This window comes from Streptomyces sp. NPDC042638, from assembly GCF_040647235.1.
In the GTDB taxonomy this organism is placed as follows: domain Bacteria; phylum Actinomycetota; class Actinomycetes; order Streptomycetales; family Streptomycetaceae; genus Streptomyces; species Streptomyces rameus.
In genome coordinates this window covers 23360-42611 of record NZ_JBEZBT010000008.1, presented here as the reverse complement: position 1 = coordinate 42611, position 19252 = coordinate 23360, and the positions used below count along the sequence as shown (strand labels likewise).

The 19252-nt window shown below is 73.0% G+C and carries 18 protein-coding genes; 15 read left to right on the top strand and 3 right to left on the bottom strand.

Annotation, left to right across the window (positions count from 1 at the left end; translation table 11 throughout):
- Nucleotide 1: 1 nt before the first annotated feature.
- Together AB0B40_RS09485 and AB0B40_RS09480 are read right to left on the bottom strand one after the other, a co-directional pair.
- A complete protein-coding gene (locus tag AB0B40_RS09485; RefSeq protein WP_345059041.1) occupies nucleotides 2–256 on the bottom strand; it encodes a MoaD/ThiS family protein in 255 nt (84 codons plus the stop codon).
- Nucleotides 257–304: 48 nt separating this feature from the next.
- Nucleotides 305–1165 (bottom strand): alpha/beta fold hydrolase, encoded by an 861-nt coding sequence (locus AB0B40_RS09480; RefSeq protein ID WP_362263630.1) that lies wholly within the window; start codon nucleotides 1163–1165, stop codon nucleotides 305–307.
- Between the two features lie 180 nt (nucleotides 1166–1345).
- Between AB0B40_RS09480 and AB0B40_RS09475 the strand changes: the two genes are divergently transcribed.
- The 8 genes from AB0B40_RS09475 to AB0B40_RS09440 all read left to right on the top strand — a co-directional run bounded on the left by AB0B40_RS09475 (nucleotide 1346) and on the right by AB0B40_RS09440 (nucleotide 9464).
- Nucleotides 1346–2134 carry a response regulator transcription factor gene (locus AB0B40_RS09475; RefSeq protein ID WP_345059045.1) on the top strand — a complete coding sequence of 263 codons (789 nt, stop codon included), beginning with the start codon at nucleotides 1346–1348 and terminating at the stop codon, nucleotides 2132–2134.
- A gap of 97 nt (nucleotides 2135–2231) precedes the next feature.
- Nucleotides 2232–3257 (top strand): LacI family DNA-binding transcriptional regulator, encoded by a 1026-nt coding sequence (locus AB0B40_RS09470; protein ID WP_362263629.1) that lies wholly within the window; start codon nucleotides 2232–2234, stop codon nucleotides 3255–3257.
- Between the two features lie 93 nt (nucleotides 3258–3350).
- Nucleotides 3351–4349 carry a trypsin-like peptidase domain-containing protein gene (locus tag AB0B40_RS09465; protein WP_345059049.1) on the top strand — a complete coding sequence of 333 codons (999 nt, stop codon included), beginning with the start codon at nucleotides 3351–3353 and terminating at the stop codon, nucleotides 4347–4349.
- A 47-nt stretch (nucleotides 4350–4396) separates the two neighbouring features.
- On the top strand, nucleotides 4397–4615 hold the full coding sequence (locus AB0B40_RS09460) for a hypothetical protein (protein WP_362263628.1): 219 nt from the start codon (nucleotides 4397–4399) through the stop codon (nucleotides 4613–4615).
- Nucleotides 4616–4704: 89 nt separating this feature from the next.
- Nucleotides 4705–5439 carry a response regulator transcription factor gene (locus AB0B40_RS09455; protein WP_345059053.1) on the top strand — a complete coding sequence of 245 codons (735 nt, stop codon included), beginning with the start codon at nucleotides 4705–4707 and terminating at the stop codon, nucleotides 5437–5439.
- Complete coding sequence (locus AB0B40_RS09450) at nucleotides 5436–6887, top strand: HAMP domain-containing sensor histidine kinase (RefSeq protein WP_345059055.1); 1452 nt, start codon at nucleotides 5436–5438, stop codon at nucleotides 6885–6887. Before AB0B40_RS09455 ends, AB0B40_RS09450 begins: the two co-directional genes overlap by 4 nt.
- A 160-nt stretch (nucleotides 6888–7047) precedes the next feature.
- Nucleotides 7048–8343 (top strand): ATP-binding protein, encoded by a 1296-nt coding sequence (locus AB0B40_RS09445; RefSeq protein ID WP_362263627.1) that lies wholly within the window; start codon nucleotides 7048–7050, stop codon nucleotides 8341–8343.
- Nucleotides 8340–9464: a tetratricopeptide repeat protein gene (locus AB0B40_RS09440; protein ID WP_345059059.1), complete on the top strand. Its 1125-nt coding sequence runs from the start codon at nucleotides 8340–8342 to the stop codon at nucleotides 9462–9464. The genes AB0B40_RS09445 and AB0B40_RS09440 overlap by 4 nt, the downstream gene beginning before the upstream one ends.
- A gap of 145 nt (nucleotides 9465–9609) precedes the next feature.
- Here AB0B40_RS09440 and AB0B40_RS09435 read toward each other — a convergent pair whose 3' ends face one another.
- Nucleotides 9610–11400, bottom strand: a complete 1791-nt coding sequence (locus AB0B40_RS09435; protein WP_345059061.1) for a bifunctional metallophosphatase/5'-nucleotidase — start codon at nucleotides 11398–11400, stop codon at nucleotides 9610–9612.
- A gap of 161 nt (nucleotides 11401–11561) precedes the next feature.
- Here AB0B40_RS09435 and mshD point away from each other — a divergent pair, with 161 nt between their 5' ends.
- From mshD to AB0B40_RS09400, 7 genes are all read left to right on the top strand, one after another.
- Nucleotides 11562–12488 carry a mycothiol synthase gene (mshD, locus tag AB0B40_RS09430; RefSeq protein WP_345059063.1) on the top strand — a complete coding sequence of 309 codons (927 nt, stop codon included), beginning with the start codon at nucleotides 11562–11564 and terminating at the stop codon, nucleotides 12486–12488.
- 92 nt (nucleotides 12489–12580) lie between these two features.
- The gene (locus AB0B40_RS09425) at nucleotides 12581–12967 is read left to right on the top strand and encodes a GntR family transcriptional regulator (protein ID WP_345059065.1); all 387 of its coding nucleotides are present in this window, start codon (nucleotides 12581–12583) and stop codon (nucleotides 12965–12967) included.
- Nucleotides 12964–13845 (top strand): ABC transporter ATP-binding protein, encoded by an 882-nt coding sequence (locus AB0B40_RS09420; RefSeq protein WP_362263626.1) that lies wholly within the window; start codon nucleotides 12964–12966, stop codon nucleotides 13843–13845. The genes AB0B40_RS09425 and AB0B40_RS09420 overlap by 4 nt, the downstream gene beginning before the upstream one ends.
- Nucleotides 13842–14846 carry an ABC transporter permease gene (locus tag AB0B40_RS09415; protein ID WP_362263625.1) on the top strand — a complete coding sequence of 335 codons (1005 nt, stop codon included), beginning with the start codon at nucleotides 13842–13844 and terminating at the stop codon, nucleotides 14844–14846. The genes AB0B40_RS09420 and AB0B40_RS09415 overlap by 4 nt, the downstream gene beginning before the upstream one ends.
- Nucleotides 14843–15595, top strand: a complete 753-nt coding sequence (locus AB0B40_RS09410) for a hypothetical protein (protein ID WP_362263624.1) — start codon at nucleotides 14843–14845, stop codon at nucleotides 15593–15595. Before AB0B40_RS09415 ends, AB0B40_RS09410 begins: the two co-directional genes overlap by 4 nt.
- A gap of 161 nt (nucleotides 15596–15756) precedes the next feature.
- A complete protein-coding gene (locus tag AB0B40_RS09405) occupies nucleotides 15757–18120 on the top strand; it encodes an RNA degradosome polyphosphate kinase (RefSeq protein ID WP_362263623.1) in 2364 nt (787 codons plus the stop codon).
- The gene (locus AB0B40_RS09400; RefSeq protein ID WP_345059075.1) at nucleotides 18101–19237 is read left to right on the top strand and encodes a CHAD domain-containing protein; all 1137 of its coding nucleotides are present in this window, start codon (nucleotides 18101–18103) and stop codon (nucleotides 19235–19237) included. The genes AB0B40_RS09405 and AB0B40_RS09400 overlap by 20 nt, the downstream gene beginning before the upstream one ends.
- Nucleotides 19238–19252 lie beyond the last annotated feature (15 nt).

The window sequence follows — 19252 nt, the reverse complement described above, 5'->3', positions numbered from 1 at the left end:
CTCACCCTCCTGCGAACGGCGGGAGCACCTCGACCGTGCCGCCCTCGGCCAGCCGTACCGTCTCATGCGCGCGGGTCCCGACGGGGTCACCGTCGATGAGGAAGGAGCAGCGCCGCAGCACCCGCGTGAGTTCACCGGGGTGGCGCGTGCGCACGGCGTCCAGCGCGCCGGCCAGCGTGTCCGCCTCGTACGGCTCCTCGGCGACCTGGGCCGCGGCCTTGGCGGCGGCCCAGTAGCGCACGGTGACCTTGGGCATCTCGATCCTCAATCGACGGCTGGGAAAGAAAGTCTGTGCGGGGCCAGGCTAGCCCGCCGCCGACGCCGCCCAGTCCCCGATCCGGGCCACCAGGGCGTCGTCCGCCGCGTGCTCCGCGTGGCCCATGCCCGGTTCGACCCAGAGTTCCCCGTGGTCGCCGGCCGCCTCGGCGAGCATCCGGGGGTGGTCGAGCGGGAAGTAGCCGTCGCGGTCGCCGTGGACGACGAGCAGCGGCGTCGGGGCCAGCCGGGAGACCGCGTCCACCGGGGCCAGCGGCACCGGGTCCCAGTCGCGGTGGTGGATGCGCGTGCGCAGTCCGTAGCGGCCGACCAGGCGGCCTTCGGGGCGAGTGACCAGCCAGTGCAGGCGGCGCATGGGGGCCGTGCCCCGGTAGTACCAGCGGGCCGGCGCGCTCACCGCGACCACCGCGTCGACCGTGCCGGGGTGCAGGGCCGCGTGCCGCAGGACCACCGAGCCGCCCATGGAGAAGCCGACGGTCACCACCCGCGCGTGCCCGAAGCCGCGGGCCCACTCCACGGCGGCGGCGAGGTCCAGCACCTCCTTGTCGCCGACCGTGGACCGGCCGCCGGAGCGTCCGTGGCCGCGGAAGGAGAAGGTGACGACGGCGCCGTGACCGCGCAGGACGCCGGCCACCCGTCGAACGTGCGGCCGGTCCACGTCCCCGGTGAAGCCGTGCGCGACCACGAACACCAGGTCACGGGAGGGCGAAGAGGAGGCTTCCGGCGCGTGCGGGAACGCTTCGTATACGGCCGCGCCCGGGTCGTATACGGAATCGACCGCAATCCCGTCGGGCGTGCGCAGAAACGTCCGGATAGGGCCCCGTCTGCCCGTCTCGCGATTCGGACGAACGGTGGAACGTGCCGCATGACCTGCCGGACGGTTGCTCATGTGGGCTATTCTGCTGGCAGAGGACTCGGGCAGCGTAGCCCCCGGGTCCTTTTGTGCTTTCGGAAGCGTTGTATACACAGCGGGAAACCTCAGGTGACCGCCGGTGTACGGAGCCCCGGGATCGCAGAGCAGTGCCCGTCCGCACAGCGTCCTCGCAGGGACCGAGGAGGAACCAGACGTATGAGTTCTCTGCTGCTCCTGACCAACGCCCTCCAGCCGTCGACGGAGGTGCTCCCGGCCCTCGGCCTGCTCCTGCACAACGTGCGGGTGGCTCCGGCGGAGGGCCCCGCCCTCGTCGACACACCCGGCGCCGACGTCATCCTGGTCGACGGCCGGCGCGACCTCCCCCAGGTGCGCAGCCTGTGCCAGCTGCTGCGGTCCACCGGTCCCGGCTGTCCGCTGGTCCTCGTCGTCACCGAGGGCGGTCTCGCCGCCGTCACCGCCGACTGGGGCATCGACGACGTCCTCCTCGACACCGCCGGTCCCGCCGAGGTGGAGGCCCGGCTGCGGCTCGCGATGGGCCGGCAGCAGATCGTCAACGACGACTCGCCGATGGAGATCCGCAACGGCGATCTGTCGGTGGACGAGGCCACCTACAGCGCGAAGCTCAAGGGGCGGGTCCTGGACCTGACCTTCAAGGAGTTCGAACTGCTCAAGTACCTCGCGCAGCACCCCGGCCGGGTCTTCACCCGCGCCCAGCTGCTCCAGGAGGTGTGGGGCTACGACTACTTCGGCGGCACCCGGACGGTCGACGTGCACGTACGGCGGCTGCGGGCCAAGCTCGGCCCGGAGCACGAGTCGCTGATCGGCACCGTCCGGAACGTCGGTTATCGATTCGTTACGCCCGAGAAGGCCGACCGGTCCGCCGAGGACGCCAAGGGTGCCAAGGGCACGTCCGGCCGGGCAAAGCGGGAAGATGTGGACGCATCCGCCCTCCTCGGTGGCGTGGAGGCCCACATCGAGGCGTAGGCCCCGTACGACAGGCGTCCGCAGGGGCCTTCCCCCTCACCCGGCCGCCATGCGAAACGCCCTGCCCAGAGTGGGTCAATCCGCGTAGACTCCGCGCGTGGCCAAGGTGACTCGGGATGACGTGGCGCGGCTGGCGGGGACCTCGACCGCCGTCGTCAGCTATGTCATCAACAACGGACCCCGGCCGGTCGCCCCGGCCACGCGCGAGCGTGTCCTCGCCGCGATCAAGGAGCTGGGGTACCGCCCCGACCGGGTCGCCCAGGCGATGGCCTCCCGGCGCACCGACCTGATAGGTCTGATCATCCCGGACGCCCGGCAGCCCTTCTTCGGCGAGATGGCGCACGCGGTCGAACAGGCCGCCTCCGAGCGCGGCAAGATGGTCCTCGTCGGCAACACCGACTACATCGGCGAACGCGAGGTCCACTACCTGCGCGCCTTCCTCGGCATGCGCGTCTCGGGCCTGATCCTCGTCTCGCACGCCCTGAACGACCTGGCCGCGGCCGAGATCGACGCCTGGGACGCCCGGGTGGTGCTGCTGCACGAGCGTCCGGAGGCCATCGACGACGTGGCCGTGGTGACGGACGACCTGGGCGGCGCCCAGCTCGCCGTGCGCCACCTGTTGGAGCACGGCTACGACTACGTCGCCTGTATGGGCGGCACGGCGCAGACGCCGGCCGTCGGCGACCCGGTCTCCGACCACGTCGAGGGCTGGCGGCGGGCCATGGCCGAGGCGGGGCTGTCCACCGAGGGCCGGCTGTTCGAGGCGCCGTACAACCGCTACGACGCCTACCGCGTGGCCCTGGACCTCCTCGCCGGGCCGAACCGGCCGCCCGCGGTCTTCTGCTCCACCGACGACCAGGCGATCGGCGTGCTGCGGGCCGCGCGCGAGCTGCGCATCGACGTCCCGGGGCAGCTGGCGGTGGCCGGCTTCGACGACATCAAGGAGGCCGCGCTCGCCGACCCGCCGCTGACCACGGTCGCCTCGGACCGCTCGGCCATGGCCCGCGCGGCCGTCGACCTGGTGCTGGACGACGGCCTGCGGGTCGCCGGGTCGCGGCGCGAGCGGCTGAAGACGTTCCCGTCGCGGCTCGTGGTGCGCACGAGCTGCGGCTGCGCGAGCTGACCCCGGACGTCCTCATATCGGGCAAACGAGGTTCTGCCGGGCTTCTCAGGGTGCCCTAAGGAAGCTCTCATGGTCACGGGGGACTCTTGTGTCATGACCGAGAGCCAGGGCACCCACGAGCCGCCGTACACCTACTCCGCGCCGGTGAACCCCGGGAACCCGGAGTGGCCGCCCCCGCCCCCGCACCGGCCGGCGGTGGACCCCGCGCCGCACGGGAGGAAGCGCTCCCGTGGCCCCGTCGCCCTCCTCGCGGCGGTCGCCATTGTGGCGGCGGCGGTCGGCGGCGGCACGGCGTACACCTTCCAGGAGCTGGCCGGCAAGGACACCGTCGCCACCACCGGCGGCAGCACCACCGTGGTGCCGACCGCCAAGAGGGGTGACGTCGCCGCGATAGCCGCCGCGGTCAGCCCCAGCGTCGTCGAGGTCAACGCGACGCTCCCGGGCGGCTCCTCCACCGGCTCCGGGGTGGTCGTCACCCCGGACGGCGAGATCGTCACCAACAACCACGTCGTCTCCGGCGCCACCTCGGTCAAGGTGCGCACCAGCGACGGCAAGAGCTACACCGCCGAGGTGGTCGGCACCGACAGCTCCAAGGACCTCGCGCTGATCAAGCTCCGGGGTGCCTCGGGACTGAAGGCGGCGGCGCTCGGCGACTCCGGCAGCGTCCAGGTCGGCGACTCGGTCGTGGCGATCGGCTCCCCCGAGGGGCTGACCGGCACGGTCACCAGCGGCATCGTCTCCGCCCTCGACCGGGACGTCACCGTGTCCACCGACGAGGGCCGGAGCCAGGGGCAGGGCGGCGACGGACAGTGGCCGTTCCAGTTCGGCGGCCGTGAGTTCAACGGCGACACCGGCTCCTCCACGACCACGTACAAGGCCATCCAGACCGACGCCTCCCTCAACCCCGGCAACTCCGGCGGTGCGCTCATCGACTCGAGCGGCCGGGTGATCGGCATCAACTCCGCCATGTACTCGTCGAGTTCGCAGGCGTCCTCGTCCTCGGACGCGGGCAGCATCGGCCTCGGCTTCGCCATCCCCGTCAACACCGTCAAGTCCGACCTGGCGGCACTGCGGGCGGGCTCCGGCAGCTAGCACCACACAGCGCGACAGACCGCGCGAGAGACAGCAAGGAGCAGGTCATGATCAAGCACGTTCCCCACCACTGGGCCGAACGCGGTCCGGCCGGCCTCACCCTGGCCCTGTCCGTCGTGTCCCAGCTGCACGTGCCCGTTCCGCCGCCCCGGGCCCCGGAGGTCACCGTGAACCCGGTCCCCCAGATGATGGGCCTGCGCACCTCCGCCGCCCGCCCGCACCGCCGCAAGGTGCCGCTGCACCGCCTGAGCACGGTCCGGGCCTGACCGGCCCGCGTGCCGCTCACCGGCCCGCGGGACGTGGCACGCTGAGAGGCAGCCCCACCCGACCACCGCACCCCGAGGAACCGCGAGCGATGAGCCCCGCCGAAGGCGACCGTGACCCCCAGCGCATCCTGATCGTCGACGACGAGCCGGCCGTACGCGAGGCACTGCAGCGCAGCCTCGCCTTCGAGGGGTACGACACGGAGGTCGCCGTCGACGGCGCGGACGCCCTGGACAAGGCCGCCGCCTACCGTCCGGACCTGGTCGTGCTGGACATCCAGATGCCGCGCATGGACGGTCTGACGGCGGCCCGTCGCATCCGGGGTGCGGGGGACACCACCCCGATCCTGATGCTCACGGCCCGCGACACGGTCGGCGACCGGGTGACCGGGCTGGACGCGGGCGCCGACGACTACCTGGTCAAGCCCTTCGAACTGGACGAGCTGTTCGCCCGCATCCGCGCGCTGCTGCGCCGCATCTCGTACGCGACGACGGTGTCCGCCGAGGCGCAGGAGGACGAGGCGCTCACCTTCGGCGACCTGCGCATGGACCTCGCGACCCGGGAGGTCACGCGCGGCGGCCGGCAGGTCGAGCTGACCCGCACGGAGTTCACCCTGCTGGAGATGTTCATGGCACACCCGCGCCAGGTCCTCACCCGTGAGCAGATCCTGAAATCGGTGTGGGGCTTCGACTTCGAGCCCTCGTCCAACTCCCTCGACGTCTACGTGATGTACCTGCGCCGCAAGACCGAGGCAGGCGGCGAGCCGCGGCTGGTCCACACCGTGCGCGGAGTGGGCTACGTCCTGAGGCAGGGCGGCGCCGAGTGAAGCACCTGGCGCGCCGGTACCGTGCGCTGCCGATCCGGGCCCGCCTGGCCATGCTGGTCGCGGCGGCGGTGGCGTTCGCGGTGGCGGCGGTGTCGGTGACGTGCTGGTTCATCGTGGAGCGGAAGCTGTACGAGCAGCTCGACAGGGACCTGCAGAAGTCCCTGCGCAACACCACGGAGCCGGACCAGCTGCTGCCCGCCCTCGGCCACTGCACGGACACTCCGTCCGGTGACACCTTCTTCGGGGACAGGTACTCCCAGGTGGTCACGGAGGACGGCAAGGTCTGCCTCTTCGGCGGCGCCTCGGGCAGGATCAAGGTCACCGAGGTGGACAAGACGGAGATCAGGAACCTGGACGTCAACACGGCCTACCTCCGCAACGGCACCGACACCGAGGGCAACGAGCTGCGGGTGCTCACCAAGCCCGTCCTCGCCACCACGACCCCGGAGGGCCGGCGGGGGCCGAACGTCGGCGTGCTCGTCGCCGCACCGCTGAAGAGCACCCAGAAGAACCTCAACGACCTCGCCCTGATCCTGCTCCTCGTGTCCGCCATCGGGGTCGTCGGCGCCGGTGCCGCGGGTCTCGCGGTCGCCCGGGTCGGGCTGCGGCCGGTCGACGAGCTGACCGAGGCCGTCGAGCACGTGGCCCGCACCGAGGACCTGAGCGTCCGGATCCCCGTGGCCGACGACAGTGAGGACGAGGTCGCCCGGCTGTCGCGGTCCTTCAACTCGATGACCGCCTCGCTGGCCAGCTCCCGCGACCTCCAGCAGCAGCTGATCGCCGACGCCGGGCACGAACTCCGCACGCCCCTGACGTCGTTGCGTACGAACATCGAACTGCTCACCCGCAGCGAGGAGACGGGCCGCCCGATCCCGCCGGAGGACCGCAAGGCGCTGCTCGCCTCGGTGAAGGCGCAGATGACCGAACTGGCCGCGCTCATCGGTGACCTGCAGGAGCTGTCCCGCTCGGAGGGGCAGCGTGGTGAGCGGGTGCAGGTGGTCGCCTTCCAGGACACCGTCGAGGCGGCCCTGCGCCGGGCCCGGCTGCGCGGTCCGGAGCTGTCGATCACGGCGGACCTGGAGCCCTGGTTCGTCCGGGCGGAGCCCTCGGCGCTGGAGCGCGCGGTCGTCAACATCCTCGACAACGCGGTGAAGTTCAGCCCCGGCAGCGGCACGGTCGAGGTGCGGCTGAACGAGGGGGTGCTGACCGTCCGCGACCACGGCCCCGGCATCCCCGAGGACGAACTCCCTTACGTCTTCGACCGCTTCTGGCGCTCCCCCAGCGCGCGGGCCCTCCCGGGCTCCGGCCTCGGCCTGTCCATCGTGGCCCGTACGGTCCAGCAGGCGGGCGGCGAGGTCGCCCTGGCCCGCGCGGAGGGCGGCGGCTCGGTGGCGACGGTACGGCTGCCGGGGGCGGCGACCCCGCCGCCGGAGACACCCGTCGGCTGACCCGGCCCCTCCGTCGGGCCCGGGCATGGGACGCAGACGTGCGATCCGGGTCCGGCCGAGGCCGTGCGCCCGGCGCATGTGCCGGGTGATACCGGCGACCGGACGGGGGACCGGACGCCTGCCGCGTCCTGCCCCGGGCCGGTTCCGTAGGGTGAGCGCCATGCCGGAAGACTCACCGCTGATACACAGTCTGCGTACGGCGGTTGCCGCCGCGCCCGCCGACGTGCCACTCCGACTGCACCTGGCCGAACTGCTCCTGAACACCGGTCGGCCCGAGGCGGCCGTCGCCGAGGTGGCCGTCGCCCTGCAGCACGCGCCCGGGGACGAGCAGGCCCGGCAGCTCATGGTCCGGGCCATGGGGGTGCCCCCGCAGACACCGGTCCAGGACGTTCGGCAGGCGCCGGTCCCGGAGAGCCGTCAGGTGCCCGACGAGCCGCGGGCGACGGTGTCCGGTGGCCGGCCCCGGTTCGACTGGCAGGCCGCGGAGGATCAGGTCGGGGACGTCGTACCGCCCCGGTTCGTCGAGGTCCCGATGCGGGCCGACGGGGAGGGAGACCCCGGGGACGCCGGTGCGTGGGACGTCGACAAGCCCGGTGCCGTGCGGCTCGCCGACGTCGGCGGGATGCGGGAGGTCAAGGAGCGGCTGGAGGCCGCCTTTCTCGCACCGCTGCGCAATCCCGAGTTGCGGAAGCTGTACGGGAAGAGCCTGCGGGGCGGGCTGCTGCTGTACGGACCGCCCGGATGCGGCAAGACGTTCATCGCGCGGGCCGTCGCCGGGGAACTCGGCGCCTCCTTCCTGTCCGTGTCGGTCAACGACGTGCTCGACATGTGGATCGGCAACTCCGAGCGCAACATGCACGAGATCTTCCAGACCGCCCGCCGGCAGGCACCCTGCGTGGTCTTCCTGGACGAGCTGGACGCGCTCGGCGCCAAGCGCAGCCGTACCGCGCACAGCGGGATGCGCAACACCGTCAACCAGCTCCTGACCGAGCTGGACGGCATCGACTCCGCCGCCAACGAAGGGGTGTTCGTCCTCGCCGCCACCAACGTTCCCTGGGACGTGGACAACGCCCTGCGGCGGCCCGGGCGGCTGGACCGCACCCTGCTCGTGCTGCCGCCCGACGCACCGGCCCGCGAGGCGATCCTCCGGTACCACCTGCGCGACCGGCCCATCGAGAACATCGACCTGCCCAGGCTCGCCAAGGCCACCGACGGGCTCTCCGGGGCCGACCTGGCCCATGTCTGCGAGGCCGCCGCCGAGCGTGCCCTCCTCGACTCCGCCCGGACCGGCACGGTGCGCCTGATCACCATGAAGGACCTGCTGGCCGCCGCGAAAGAGGTCGTACCGTCGGCCGAGCCGTGGTTCGCCGCCGCCCGGAACGTGGCGATGTTCGCCAACGAGGGCGGGACGTACGACGACCTGATCACCTACCTGAAGAAGCGGCGGAAACTGTGAGCACCGGACTGCCCCCCGCCCTGGAGCGGGCAGACGCCCTGTACGCACTGGGCCGGTACGACGAGGCGAAGACGCTGCTCGCGCAGCGGCTCGCCGAGGCCCCGGAGGACGTCCGCGCCTGGGTCCGGCTCGCCCGCTGCCATCTGCGGGTGGAGGGCGAGGCGGACCGGGCGCTGGAGGCGACGGACCGGGCGCTCGCGCTCGCTCCGCACGACACGGACGCCCTCATGCAGCGTGCCTTCGCCCTGCAGGCCACCGGCCGGCTCGTGGACACCGAGGAGATCCTGCGGGAGGTCATCCGGCTGGACCCCGACAACTGGGCCGGGTACGCGCAGCTCGGCTCCTGGCTGTACCGCATCCGGGCGCTGCGCTTCGGGCAGGCGAACGGTGGCGAGGTCACCCGGGAGGCCATGGTCTCCTTCCTCCGGGAGTCGGACGAACTGGCCCGCGAGGCCGTCCGGCTGGCGCCCGAGGAGGTGTTCCCGTACGAGGTGCGCTGGAGCATCGCCTCCCTGTCGGGTGACCGGGCCGTCGCCGCCGAGATGGACGAGGCCATCCTGCGGCTCGACCCGAACCACCCGCAGGCCCTGGCCCGGCGCACCCGGGAGGCCGCCGCCGCACCGGGCGTGAAGGCCGCCGAGTCCGCCACGCTGTACGCCGACGCCCTCGCCGTCACCCCGGACTCGGCACAGCTGCGGCAGGGCCTGGACGACGCCTCGTACCGGCTGCTGCGCGGGGTGCGCTGGCTCGCCCTGCTGTGCGTGGCGCTCGCCGGGGTCATGCTCGATCTCTTCGCCACCGACGGCCACGCCCAGCGCGACCTGCCGGTGCCCGTCGGCCAACGGCTGTGGACGCTGGCCCCGTTCGCCGCCCTCTGGGCGGTGGGCGCGCTGCTGCGCTTCCGGCGGCTGCGCAAGGGCGTCCAGTACAACATCCGCTCCCTGATCCGGCGCCGCCGCTGGCCCCGGATCGTGCTCGGTCAGGCCGCCTGGGCCATGCTCTGCGCGCTGCTCCTCACCCAGCTGCCGTGGACGGACCGGACGGTTCCGCAGATCGTCTTCTGGGCGGGGCTGGCCCCGACGGCCGCCACCATCTGGTTCGACCGGCACAAGAAAGGCTGAGGCCGCCGGCGGCGCAGGGTCATCGTGTCCTCGCGTGCCGGCACCGGGGCCCGGGGCCGACGGCCTGCCGGGATACCCCTGAGAGGAGTTCTCAGGGGTATCCCGGGACCGCGGAGGTGTTCACACCGGTTCTGCTGCCGGTCTTCTACCGCACGACGGTGATCCGGTCGGCCTTCGGCGGGGCGATCGGGTTCGTGGCCGACGAGTTCGCCGTCAGGTACTTCTCCAGGGCCGTCAGGTCGTCCGCGCCGACCAGGTCGTTCGTGCCCCGGCCCAGCGTCGGGAAGCCGTCGCCGCCGCCCGCGAGGAAGCTGTTGGTGGCGACCCGGTAGGTGGCCGCCGGGTCGATCGGGGCGCCGTTCAGCCGGATGGAGCCGGTGACCACGCGGTCCGCACCGGACTGGGTGAGGTCCAGGGTGTAGGTGAGCCCGGCGGACGGCTGGAGGATCTTCGGCGCCGCCGCGTTGGCACCGCTGACCTGCTCCTTGAGCACCTGGACCAGCTCGGCGCCGGTGAAGTCCTGGAGGTTCACGGTGTTGGCGAACGGCTGGACCGTGAAGCCCTCGGCGTAGGTGACCACGCCGTCGCCCTCGGCGCCCTTGGCCGCGTAGGTCAGGCCGGCCCGGACCCCGCCCGGGTTCATCAGGGCCAGGCTGGTCCTCGGGTCCAGTTCCCGGCCGTGGGCGAGCTGGGCGTCGGCGATCAGGTCGCCCATCGGGGACTCGGTGCCGGTGTTGTTGACGTCGGCGGAGATGTAGCCGATGGCGCGGTTGCCGATCGGGGCGGCCAGGGTGTTCCACCTGGCGATCAGGTCGGTCATGTCCGGCGCCTTCGGGACGTCCCGGGTGACCACGCGGTTCGCGGACTTCACGGCCGTCCGGGCGATGTCGCCGGTGTAGCGGTCGTAGGTCAGCGTGGTGTCGGTGTACAGCCGGCCGAAGGAGGCCGCCGAGGTGACCATGCGGGGCCGGCCGGAGGGGTCCGGGACCGTGCAGACGTACGCGTTGTGGGTGTGGCCGGTGACCAGGGCGTCCACCGCGGGCGTGACGTTCCTGGCGATGTCCACGATCGGGCCGGAGATGCCGCTGCCCGCGCCCGCGGAGTCACAGTCGTAGTTGTAGGAGCCGGAGGCCGGGTAGCCGCCCTCGTGGATCAGGGCCACGATCGACTGCACGCCCTGGCGCTGGAGCACCTTGGCGTACTTGTTGATGGTCTCGGCCTCGTCCTTGAAGGTCAGGCCCTTGACTCCGTCGGCGGAGACGATGCCCGGGGTGCCCTCGAGCGTGACGCCGATGAAGCCGATCCTGACGCCGTCCTTCCTCCAGACCCAGTACGGCTTCAGGATCGGCTTCTTCGTCTTCTCGTCCAGGACGTTCGCCGCGAGGTACGGGAAGTCGGCGCCCTTGAACCTCTTGCCCGCGTAGCAGCCGTCCGTCGGGTGGCAGCCGCCGTTCTGCAGACGGGCCAGCTCCCGGGCGCCCTCGTCGAACTCGTGGTTGCCGACCGAGGTGACGTCCAGGTCCAGCTTGTTGAGCGCCTCGACGGTGGGCTCGTCGTGGAACAGACCCGACAGCAGCGGGGAGGCGCCGACCATGTCGCCGCCGGCCGCGGTGATCGAGTACGGGTGGCCCTCGCGGGCCCGGCGGAGGTGGGTGGCCAGGTACTCGACACCGCCCGCGTCGATCGTCTTCGTCGTGCCGTCCGGCTGGAGCTCGGTGACCCGGCCGGAAGAGCCGGACGGCGGCTCCAGGTTGCCGTGCAGGTCGTTGAAGGAGAGCAGCTGGACGTCCTGGTAGCGGCCCGGACGGTGCCCGTGGTCGCTCTCGTGCGCGTCCGCCGGGAGGGCGGCGGTCAGCGCCGCCGCCGTGGCGAGGCCGGCTGCGGCAGCGAGGAGGCCATGGGTACGGCGTCTGGTGCGCCGGGGCGCGGCTGGCATGGAGAACCCCCCTGTGGGTCGGCTGTGTGGCTCGGCGCAGCCTAGGGTCAACGCGCGTAGCGCGACAGGGGGTTCAGGGTTACATCATGGTTTCCCTTTGGCGATTCCTTTGCGGCCGGTATGCCGGGACTTCACCCCGGCCGCCCCGTACCCTCGTACGCATGAGCAGCGACGACACCGTACGGGGCTTCCCCGCCCGCTCCATCGAGACCCACTCCGCGCTCACCCCGGACCAGGCCGAGGCCGTCCTGCGCCTGCTCGGCGAGGCCGCCCGGATCGACGGGCAGCAACCGGTGTCCGAGCAGGGCCGGCTGCAACTGCGCGGCGGATCCCGCGAGGGCGTCTCGCACCTGCTGCTGACGGTCGAGGACGAACTCGCCGGGTACGCCCAGCTGGAGGACACCGACCCGGTCGAGGCACCGGCCGCGGAGCTGGTCGTGCACCCCGCGCAGCGCGGACACGGGCACGGCCGGGCGCTCGGCTCGGCCCTGCTCGCCGCCTCCGGCAAGCGGCTGCGGGTGTGGGCGCACGGCGGACATCCGGCCGCCCGGCATCTCGCCCAGGTGCTCGGTCTGACCCTGTTCCGCGAACTGCGCCAGATGCGGCGGCCGTTGGCGGACCTGGAGCTGCCCGAGCCGGTGCTGCCGGAGGGCGTGAGCGTGCGCGCCTTCGTGCCCGGCAAGGACGACGCCGCCTGGCTCGCGGTGAACGCCGCCGCCTTCGCCCACCACCCGGAGCAGGGCTCGCTCACCCAGCGGGACCTGGACGACCGCAAGGCCGAGGCGTGGTTCGACCCGGCCGGGTTCTTCCTCGCCGAGCGGCGCGGGGAGCTGATCGGCTTCCACTGGACCAAGGTGCACGCCGAGGAGGGCCTCGGCGAGGTGTACGTCCTCGGCGTGCGGCCCGGCGAGCAGGGCGGCGGGCTCGGCAAGGCGCTCACCACCATCGGGCTGCGCCACCTGGCCGCCCAGCAGCTGCCGACCGCGATGCTCTACGTCGACGCCGACAACAAGGCGGCGGTGGCGGTGTACGAGCGGCTGGGCTTCAGCGTCCACGAGACGGACCTGATGTACCGCACCGAAACCTGACATACCCGGACGTGAGGGGCGGCCGTGTTGACGGCCGCCTCTCTTTTGCACCACCCTTTCACTACTCAATTAGTGAAAGGGTGGTTGTACCGATGGTCGAGTACCGCATCGACCGGCACAGCGGCGTGGCCACCTATGTGCAGATCGTCCAGCAGACCAAACAGGCCCTCCGGCTCGGCCTGCTGGAGCCGGGTGACCGGCTGCCCACGGCGCGCGAGGTGGTGGAGGCGACCGCCATCAACCCCAACACCGTGCTGAAGGCGTACCGCGAGCTGGAGCGCGAGGGCCTGGTGGAGGCGCGGCGCGGACTCGGCACCTTCGTCCGCCGGTCCCTGGGCGCCACCCCCGCCGACTCCCCGCTGCGCACGGAACTGGAGGAGTGGGCGCTGCGCGCCCGCGCCGCCGGTCTGGAGCGGGACGACGTGTCCGCACTCTTCACTGCCGTACTCGACAAGCACTTCCAGGGAGACCCGTCATGAGCAGCGACACGGCGTTGAGGGCCGACGCTCTGGGGAAACGGTTCGGCCGCCGTGGGGGATGGGCACTGCGGGACTGCTCGTTCCGGCTGCCCGCCGGACGCGTGTGCGCCGTCGTCGGCCCCAACGGCGCCGGCAAGTCCACCCTGCTGGCCCTGGCCGCCGGGCTCACCTCGCCCACCGAGGGCAGCCTGACCGTCCTCGGCACCACCCCGGCCGCGGCCCGCCCCCGGGTCGGCTTCGTCGCCCAGGACAAGCCGCTGTACCCGCAGCTCACCATCGCCGAGACACTGCGCATGGGGGCCGACCTGAACCCCGGCCACTGGGACCCGGCCGTCGCGGAGCAGGTCGTCGCGGGCGGCGGCCTGGACGGCAAGGCCCGCGTCCGCTCCCTCTCCGGGGGCCAGCGCACCCGGGTCGCGCTCGCCCTCGCCCTCGGCAAACGGCCCGGCCTGCTGCTCCTGGACGAGCCGATGGCCGACCTCGACCCGCTGGCCCGGCACGAGCTGATGGGCACGCTGATGGCGCAGGCCGCCCAGTACGGCACCACCATCATGATGTCCTCGCACGTCGTCGCCGAGCTGGAGGACTCCTGCGACCACCTGCTGCTGGTCGGCGGCGGCCGGATCCGGCTGGCCGGCGAGATAGACGAGCTGCTCGCCGCCCACCTGCGGGTGGCCGGCGCCGCCGACTCCGCCGACCTCGGCGCGCACACGGTGGTGGAGTCCCGGATCACCGGCCGCCAGCTCACCGCGCTGGTCCGCCCGGCCGGACCGCTCCCCGGCGGCCTGCGCACCGCGGCGCCCTCCCTGGAGGAGCTGGTCCTCGCCCACCTGCGCAACCCCGGCGCGCCCGCCCTGACCGAGGAGAGTGCCGCGTGACCGCCGCCCTGACCGGCACCGCCGTCCCCCGGGCCGCCGGCACACCCCGGCTGACCCGGTGGGTGCTGCGCCTGCACCGGCCCGCGCTGTACGCCTGGACGGGCCTGGTGCTCGCGCTGGCCGCCCTGCTGCTCGGCCTGCGCGGCCCGCTCGCCGACGCCGCCGCCGAGGGCTGGCGGCAGTACCACGCCTGCGCGGGCCCGGCCAGGTGCTCCTACGACCAGGCGGCCATCCTCCGGTACAAGGACTACGCCAACTACGCCACCACGGCCCTGAACGCGCTGCCCATGCTGGTGGCCGGCTGGGCGGGCGCCGCGCTCGTCGGCCGGGAACTGGAGTCCGGCACCGCCCGGCTCGCCTGGACGCAGGGCACCTCACCGGCGCGCTGGCTGGCGGTCCGGCTGGCCGTGCCGGCGGTCGCCGTTGTGGCGGGGTCCGCCGCGCTGTTCTGGCTGCACCGCCTCGCCTGGCGCGCGGGCGAGGGCCGCATCGACAGCGCCAAGGACTGGTACGACCGGTTCACCTTCTACGCCAACGGCCCCACCACCGTCGCCCTGGCCCTCGCCGGACTCGCGCTCGGCGCGCTCGCGGGCCTGGTGCTGCGCCGTACGCTGCCCGCCCTCGTCGTCGCCATGGTGGTCATCACGTGCCTGCGGGCCGCGCTCGAGTTCGCCCTGCCGCACCTGTGGCCCGCGGTCACCCACGTCTCCACGACGGACCAGGGCCTTGGGGGTGACGGCCTCGGCGTCGCCCAGGGCGTGGTGACCCGCTCCGGCGCCCGCGTACCGGTCCCGGCCTGCGGCAGCGAAGCCGCGTGCCGGGCCGCGTACGCCGACATCACCGGCCGCTGGATCACCTACCACCCCTCCTCCCACTACTGGCCGCTCCAGCTCACCACCTGCGCGCTGATCGTGGCCGTCACCGGGCTGCTGGTGTTCGGCTCCTTCCTGGCGCTGCGCCGCGCCACGGGCGCCGTCCGGGCCGTGGAGGCCGCCGTATGACCGTCCTCGCCCCCGACCGCCCGGCCACCCGCCGCACCCTGCTGCGGCTGCACCGCCCGGCCCTGCTGGCCTGGACCGCCTTCGTCCTCCTCACGGCCGGTGAACTGCTCCGGGTCCACTACTCCGCCGCGCCCCGGGACCGGGCCTGCCGGCGGCCCGGCGGCTGGTGCACCTACACCGCGTTCACCGACACCGACAACGTCATGAACTTCCTCGGCGAGGTCCTCTGCTACGCCCCCTGCGCGGTGGCCGCCTGGGCCGGCGCCGCGCTGATCGGCCGCGAACTGGAGTCCGGAACCGCGTCGCTGGTCTGGACGCAGGCCGTCACACCGGTGCGCTGGCTGACCGCGAAACTGGTCGCCGCCGCGCTGCCGCTGCTCACCGGCGCCTCGGTGCTCGCCCTGGCCTTCGGCCTGACCTGGACCGCCGACCAGGACGTCCTGGTCACCAACTGGACCTGGGACCGCGTCTTCGTCCCGCGCGGCCCGCTGCTGCCCGCGCTCGTGCTGTTCGCCCTGGCCGCGGGCGCCCTGGCCGGCCTGGTCCTGCGCCGGTCGCTCCCCGCGCTCGCCGTCGCCTGCGCGGCCACCGTGGTCCTGCGGCTGTACCTGCGCGAGTTGTGGCAGCCGCTGCGCGGCCCGCTGACCGGTTTCTGGCCCCTGCACCTGGCCGCCACCGGCATGGTCCTGGTCCTCACCGGGGCCGCCGTGGCCGCCGCGTACGGCGTCCTGCGCCGCCTGACCGCCTGAACACCGGGGCCGACACCGGCCCGGTACGTCCCCCGACAGGGGGGAGGGACGTACCGGGCCGGTGTTTTTCGCACCCGGGAACCCCGTCGAGCCGCTCCCCGCTATCCCACACGTCATGTCGCCGTAACCATTGATTCAGGCAGGCTTGCGACGCTCGGCCAATGAAGCCCGCCGTGCCAGAGCCTTCGCCGCCCCCCGAGGGGCCCGCCGCGGGGAACGGGACCATGAAGCTCCCACCCGCACGTTCCGACGCGCCCATGGCGCCCGTCGCGCGGAAGAATGGGTTCATGAGTCAGCAAGACACCCAGGCAGCAGAGGCCCAGCACCCGCAGCCCTCCGTGGGCTCCATCGCCGCGCACCGGCAGCACGCCGTCGCCGCCACCGTCTCCGACCTGGAACCCGACCTCGACGCGGACCTCGACACGTTCGAGGAGACCCAGGCCGAGGGCGCCCTGCCACAGGGCCGCTTCCTCGACCGGGAGCGCAGCTGGCTCGCCTTCAACGAGCGGGTCCTGGAACTGGCCGAGGACCCGAACACGCCCCTGCTGGAGCGCGCGAACTTCCTCGCGATCTTCGCCAGCAACCTGGACGAGTTCTTCATGGTCCGGGTGGCCGGCCTGAAGCGCCGTATCGCCACCGGTGTCGCCACCCGCTCCGCCTCCGGCCTGCAGCCCCGCGAGGTGCTGGAGATGATCTGGGCCCGCTCCCGCGAGCTGATGGCCCGGCACGCCGCCTGCTACCACGAGGACGTCGCCCCCGCCCTCGCGGAGGAGGGCATCCACCTGGTCCGCTGGAGCGAGCTGACCGACAAGGAGCAGGCACGGCTCTTCACGCTCTTCCGGCACCAGATCTTCCCGGTGCTCACCCCGCTGGCCGTCGACCCGGCCCACCCCTTCCCGTACATCTCCGGCCTCTCGCTGAACCTGGCCGTCGTCGTACGCAACCCGGTCAGCGGCCACAAGCACTTCGCGCGGGTGAAGGTGCCGCCGCTGCTGACCCGCTTCCTGGAGGCCTCCCCGGGCCGCTACGTCCCCATCGAGGACGTCATCGCGGCCCCCAACCACCTGGAAGAGCTGTTCCCGGGCATGGAGATCCTGGAGCACCACGCCTTCCGGATCACCCGCAACGAGGACCTGGAGGTCGAGGAGGACGACGCCGAGAACCTCCTCCAGGCCCTGGAGAAGGAGCTGATGCGGCGCCGCTTCGGGCCGCCGGTGCGCCTGGAGGTCGAGGAGTCCATCGACCGCGAGGTGCTGGACCTGCTGGTCCGCGAGCTGAAGATCTCGGAGGCCGAGGTCTACCCGCTGCCCGGCCCGCTGGACCTCACCGGTCTCTTCCGCATCCACGGCCTCGACCGGCCGGAGCTGAAGTACCCGAAGTTCATCGCCGGCACCCACCGCGACCTCGCCGAGGTCGAGTCGGCGTCCGCGCCCGACATCTTCGCGGCCCTGCGCGCCCGTGACGTGCTCCTGCACCACCCGTACGACAGCTTCTCCACCTCCGTGCAGGCGTTCCTGGAGCAGGCGGCGGCCGACCCGGACGTCCTCGCGATCAAGCAGACCCTCTACCGCACCTCGGGCGACTCCCCGATCGTCGACGCGCTCATCGACGCCGCCGAGTCCGGCAAGCAGGTCCTCGTCCTGGTCGAGATCAAGGCCCGCTTCGACGAGCACGCCAACATCAAGTGGGCGCGCAAGCTGGAGGAGGCCGGCTGTCACGTCGTCTACGGCCTGGTCGGGCTGAAGACGCACTGCAAGCTGTCCCTGGTGGTCCGCCAGGAGGGCGAGACCCTGCGCCGCTACAGCCACGTCGGCACCGGCAACTACCACCCGAAGACGGCCCGGCTGTACGAGGACCTCGGCCTGCTCACCGCGGACCCGCAGGTCGGCGCGGACCTCTCCGACCTCTTCAACCGGCTGTCCGGCTATTCGCGCCGGGAGACCTACCGCCGGCTCCTCGTCGCCCCCAAGTCCCTGCGGGACGGGCTGATAGCCAGGATCGACAAGGAGGTCCAGCACCACCGTGCGGGGCGTCCGGCCTTCGTCCGCATCAAGGTCAACTCGATGGTCGACGAAGCGGTCATCGACGCCCTCTACCGGGCCTCCCAGGCGGGCGTGCCGGTCGACATCTGGGTGCGCGGCATCTGCGCCGTCCGCCCCGGTGTCGCCGGCCTGTCGGAGAACATCCGGGTCCGCTCGATCCTCGGCCGCTTCCTCGAACACTCGCGGGTGTTCGCCTTCGGCAACGGCGGCGAACCCGAGGTGTGGATCGGCAGCGCCGACATGATGCACCGCAACCTCGACCGCCGGATAGAGGCCCTGGTCCGGGTCGTCGACCCAGGCCACCGCGCAGCCCTCAACCGGCTGCTGGACACCGGCATGTCCGACACCACAGCCTCCTGGCACCTCGGCCCGGACGGCGAGTGGACGCGGCACGCGACCGACGCGGACGGCCAACCCCTGCGCAACATCCAGGAGATGCTCATAGACGCCCGGAGGCGCCGGCGTGGCACAGCAACACCTTGACCCGACGGACCCCACGGCCGAGGCGGTGACGGGAGACGCCCTCGCGGGCTACCTGCGCGCCCAGGCCACGGAGTTCCTGCGCGCCCTGCGCCTGCACCGGGAGAGGGGCGGCAACGGCACGGGCGGCCCCGCACGCGGCTACGCGGCGGCGGTCGGCGCGGAGGAGTCCGTCGACGCGGCGCGCGCCCTGCGCCGCTCGGCCCGCCGCATCAGCGGCAGCCTGCACACGTTCCGCCCCCTCCTCGACCCCGGCTGGTCGGAGGAGATGCGCCCCGAACTGGCCTGGCTGTCAGGCACCTTGGGACTTGAGCACGCCTACGAGGCGCGCCTGGAACGGCTGTTGCTGGCACTGCACAGGCTGTCGGGGGCCTCGGCGCTCCCGGCCCAGACGGTCGACGCCCTGACCGCGGGCGGCCGGACCGCCGGGGCGAGCGCCGTGACAGCGGCGCCGGAGCACACCGGCGGCCCCGCCGGCCCGGCCCCCGCGGAGCGCGGCAGCCTCACCGTGGGCGCGGCGAAGGCCGGCGCCCTGCTGGAGCGGCAGCTGACCCTGGCCCGGACGCGGGCCCACTCCACGGCGCTGCAGGCCCTCGGCTCCTCCCGCTTCCACGCCGTGGCCGACCGGGTCGCCGTACTCGCCAGCGAGGTCGCCCTCACCCCCGCCGCTCCCGCGACCGGCCTGCACCCCTTCGCCGCCGCGGCCGAGGAACGCCTCACCGATGCCGTCGCCGCGCTCCCGCTGATCACCGCCGGCCACCCCTACAACGCGGAGGCGCTGGTCCACGGCCTGTCCCCGGACCCGTCCCCGCACCCGCAGGACGGCCCCTGGCACCAGGTCCGCCTGCTGCTGCGCCTGCACCGGTACGCCCGTGAGGTGCTGCACGGCGGCGAGGCCCCGCTGGACGTACGGCTGCTGTCGGCGGGGCAGGCGCTGAACCGGCACCGGGACGCCTCGGAGGCGGCAGCGGCGGCGGCCCAGGCGGCCCGTACCCCCCGGATCACCCCGGCCACCGCGTACGCGCTCGGCGTGCTCCACGCCGACCAGCGGCACGAGGTCGAGGCGGCCCGGTTCGCGTTCCAGCAGGCGTGGCAGAGGCAGCCCGTCGACGTGCCCTGACGCGCCCCGAACCCC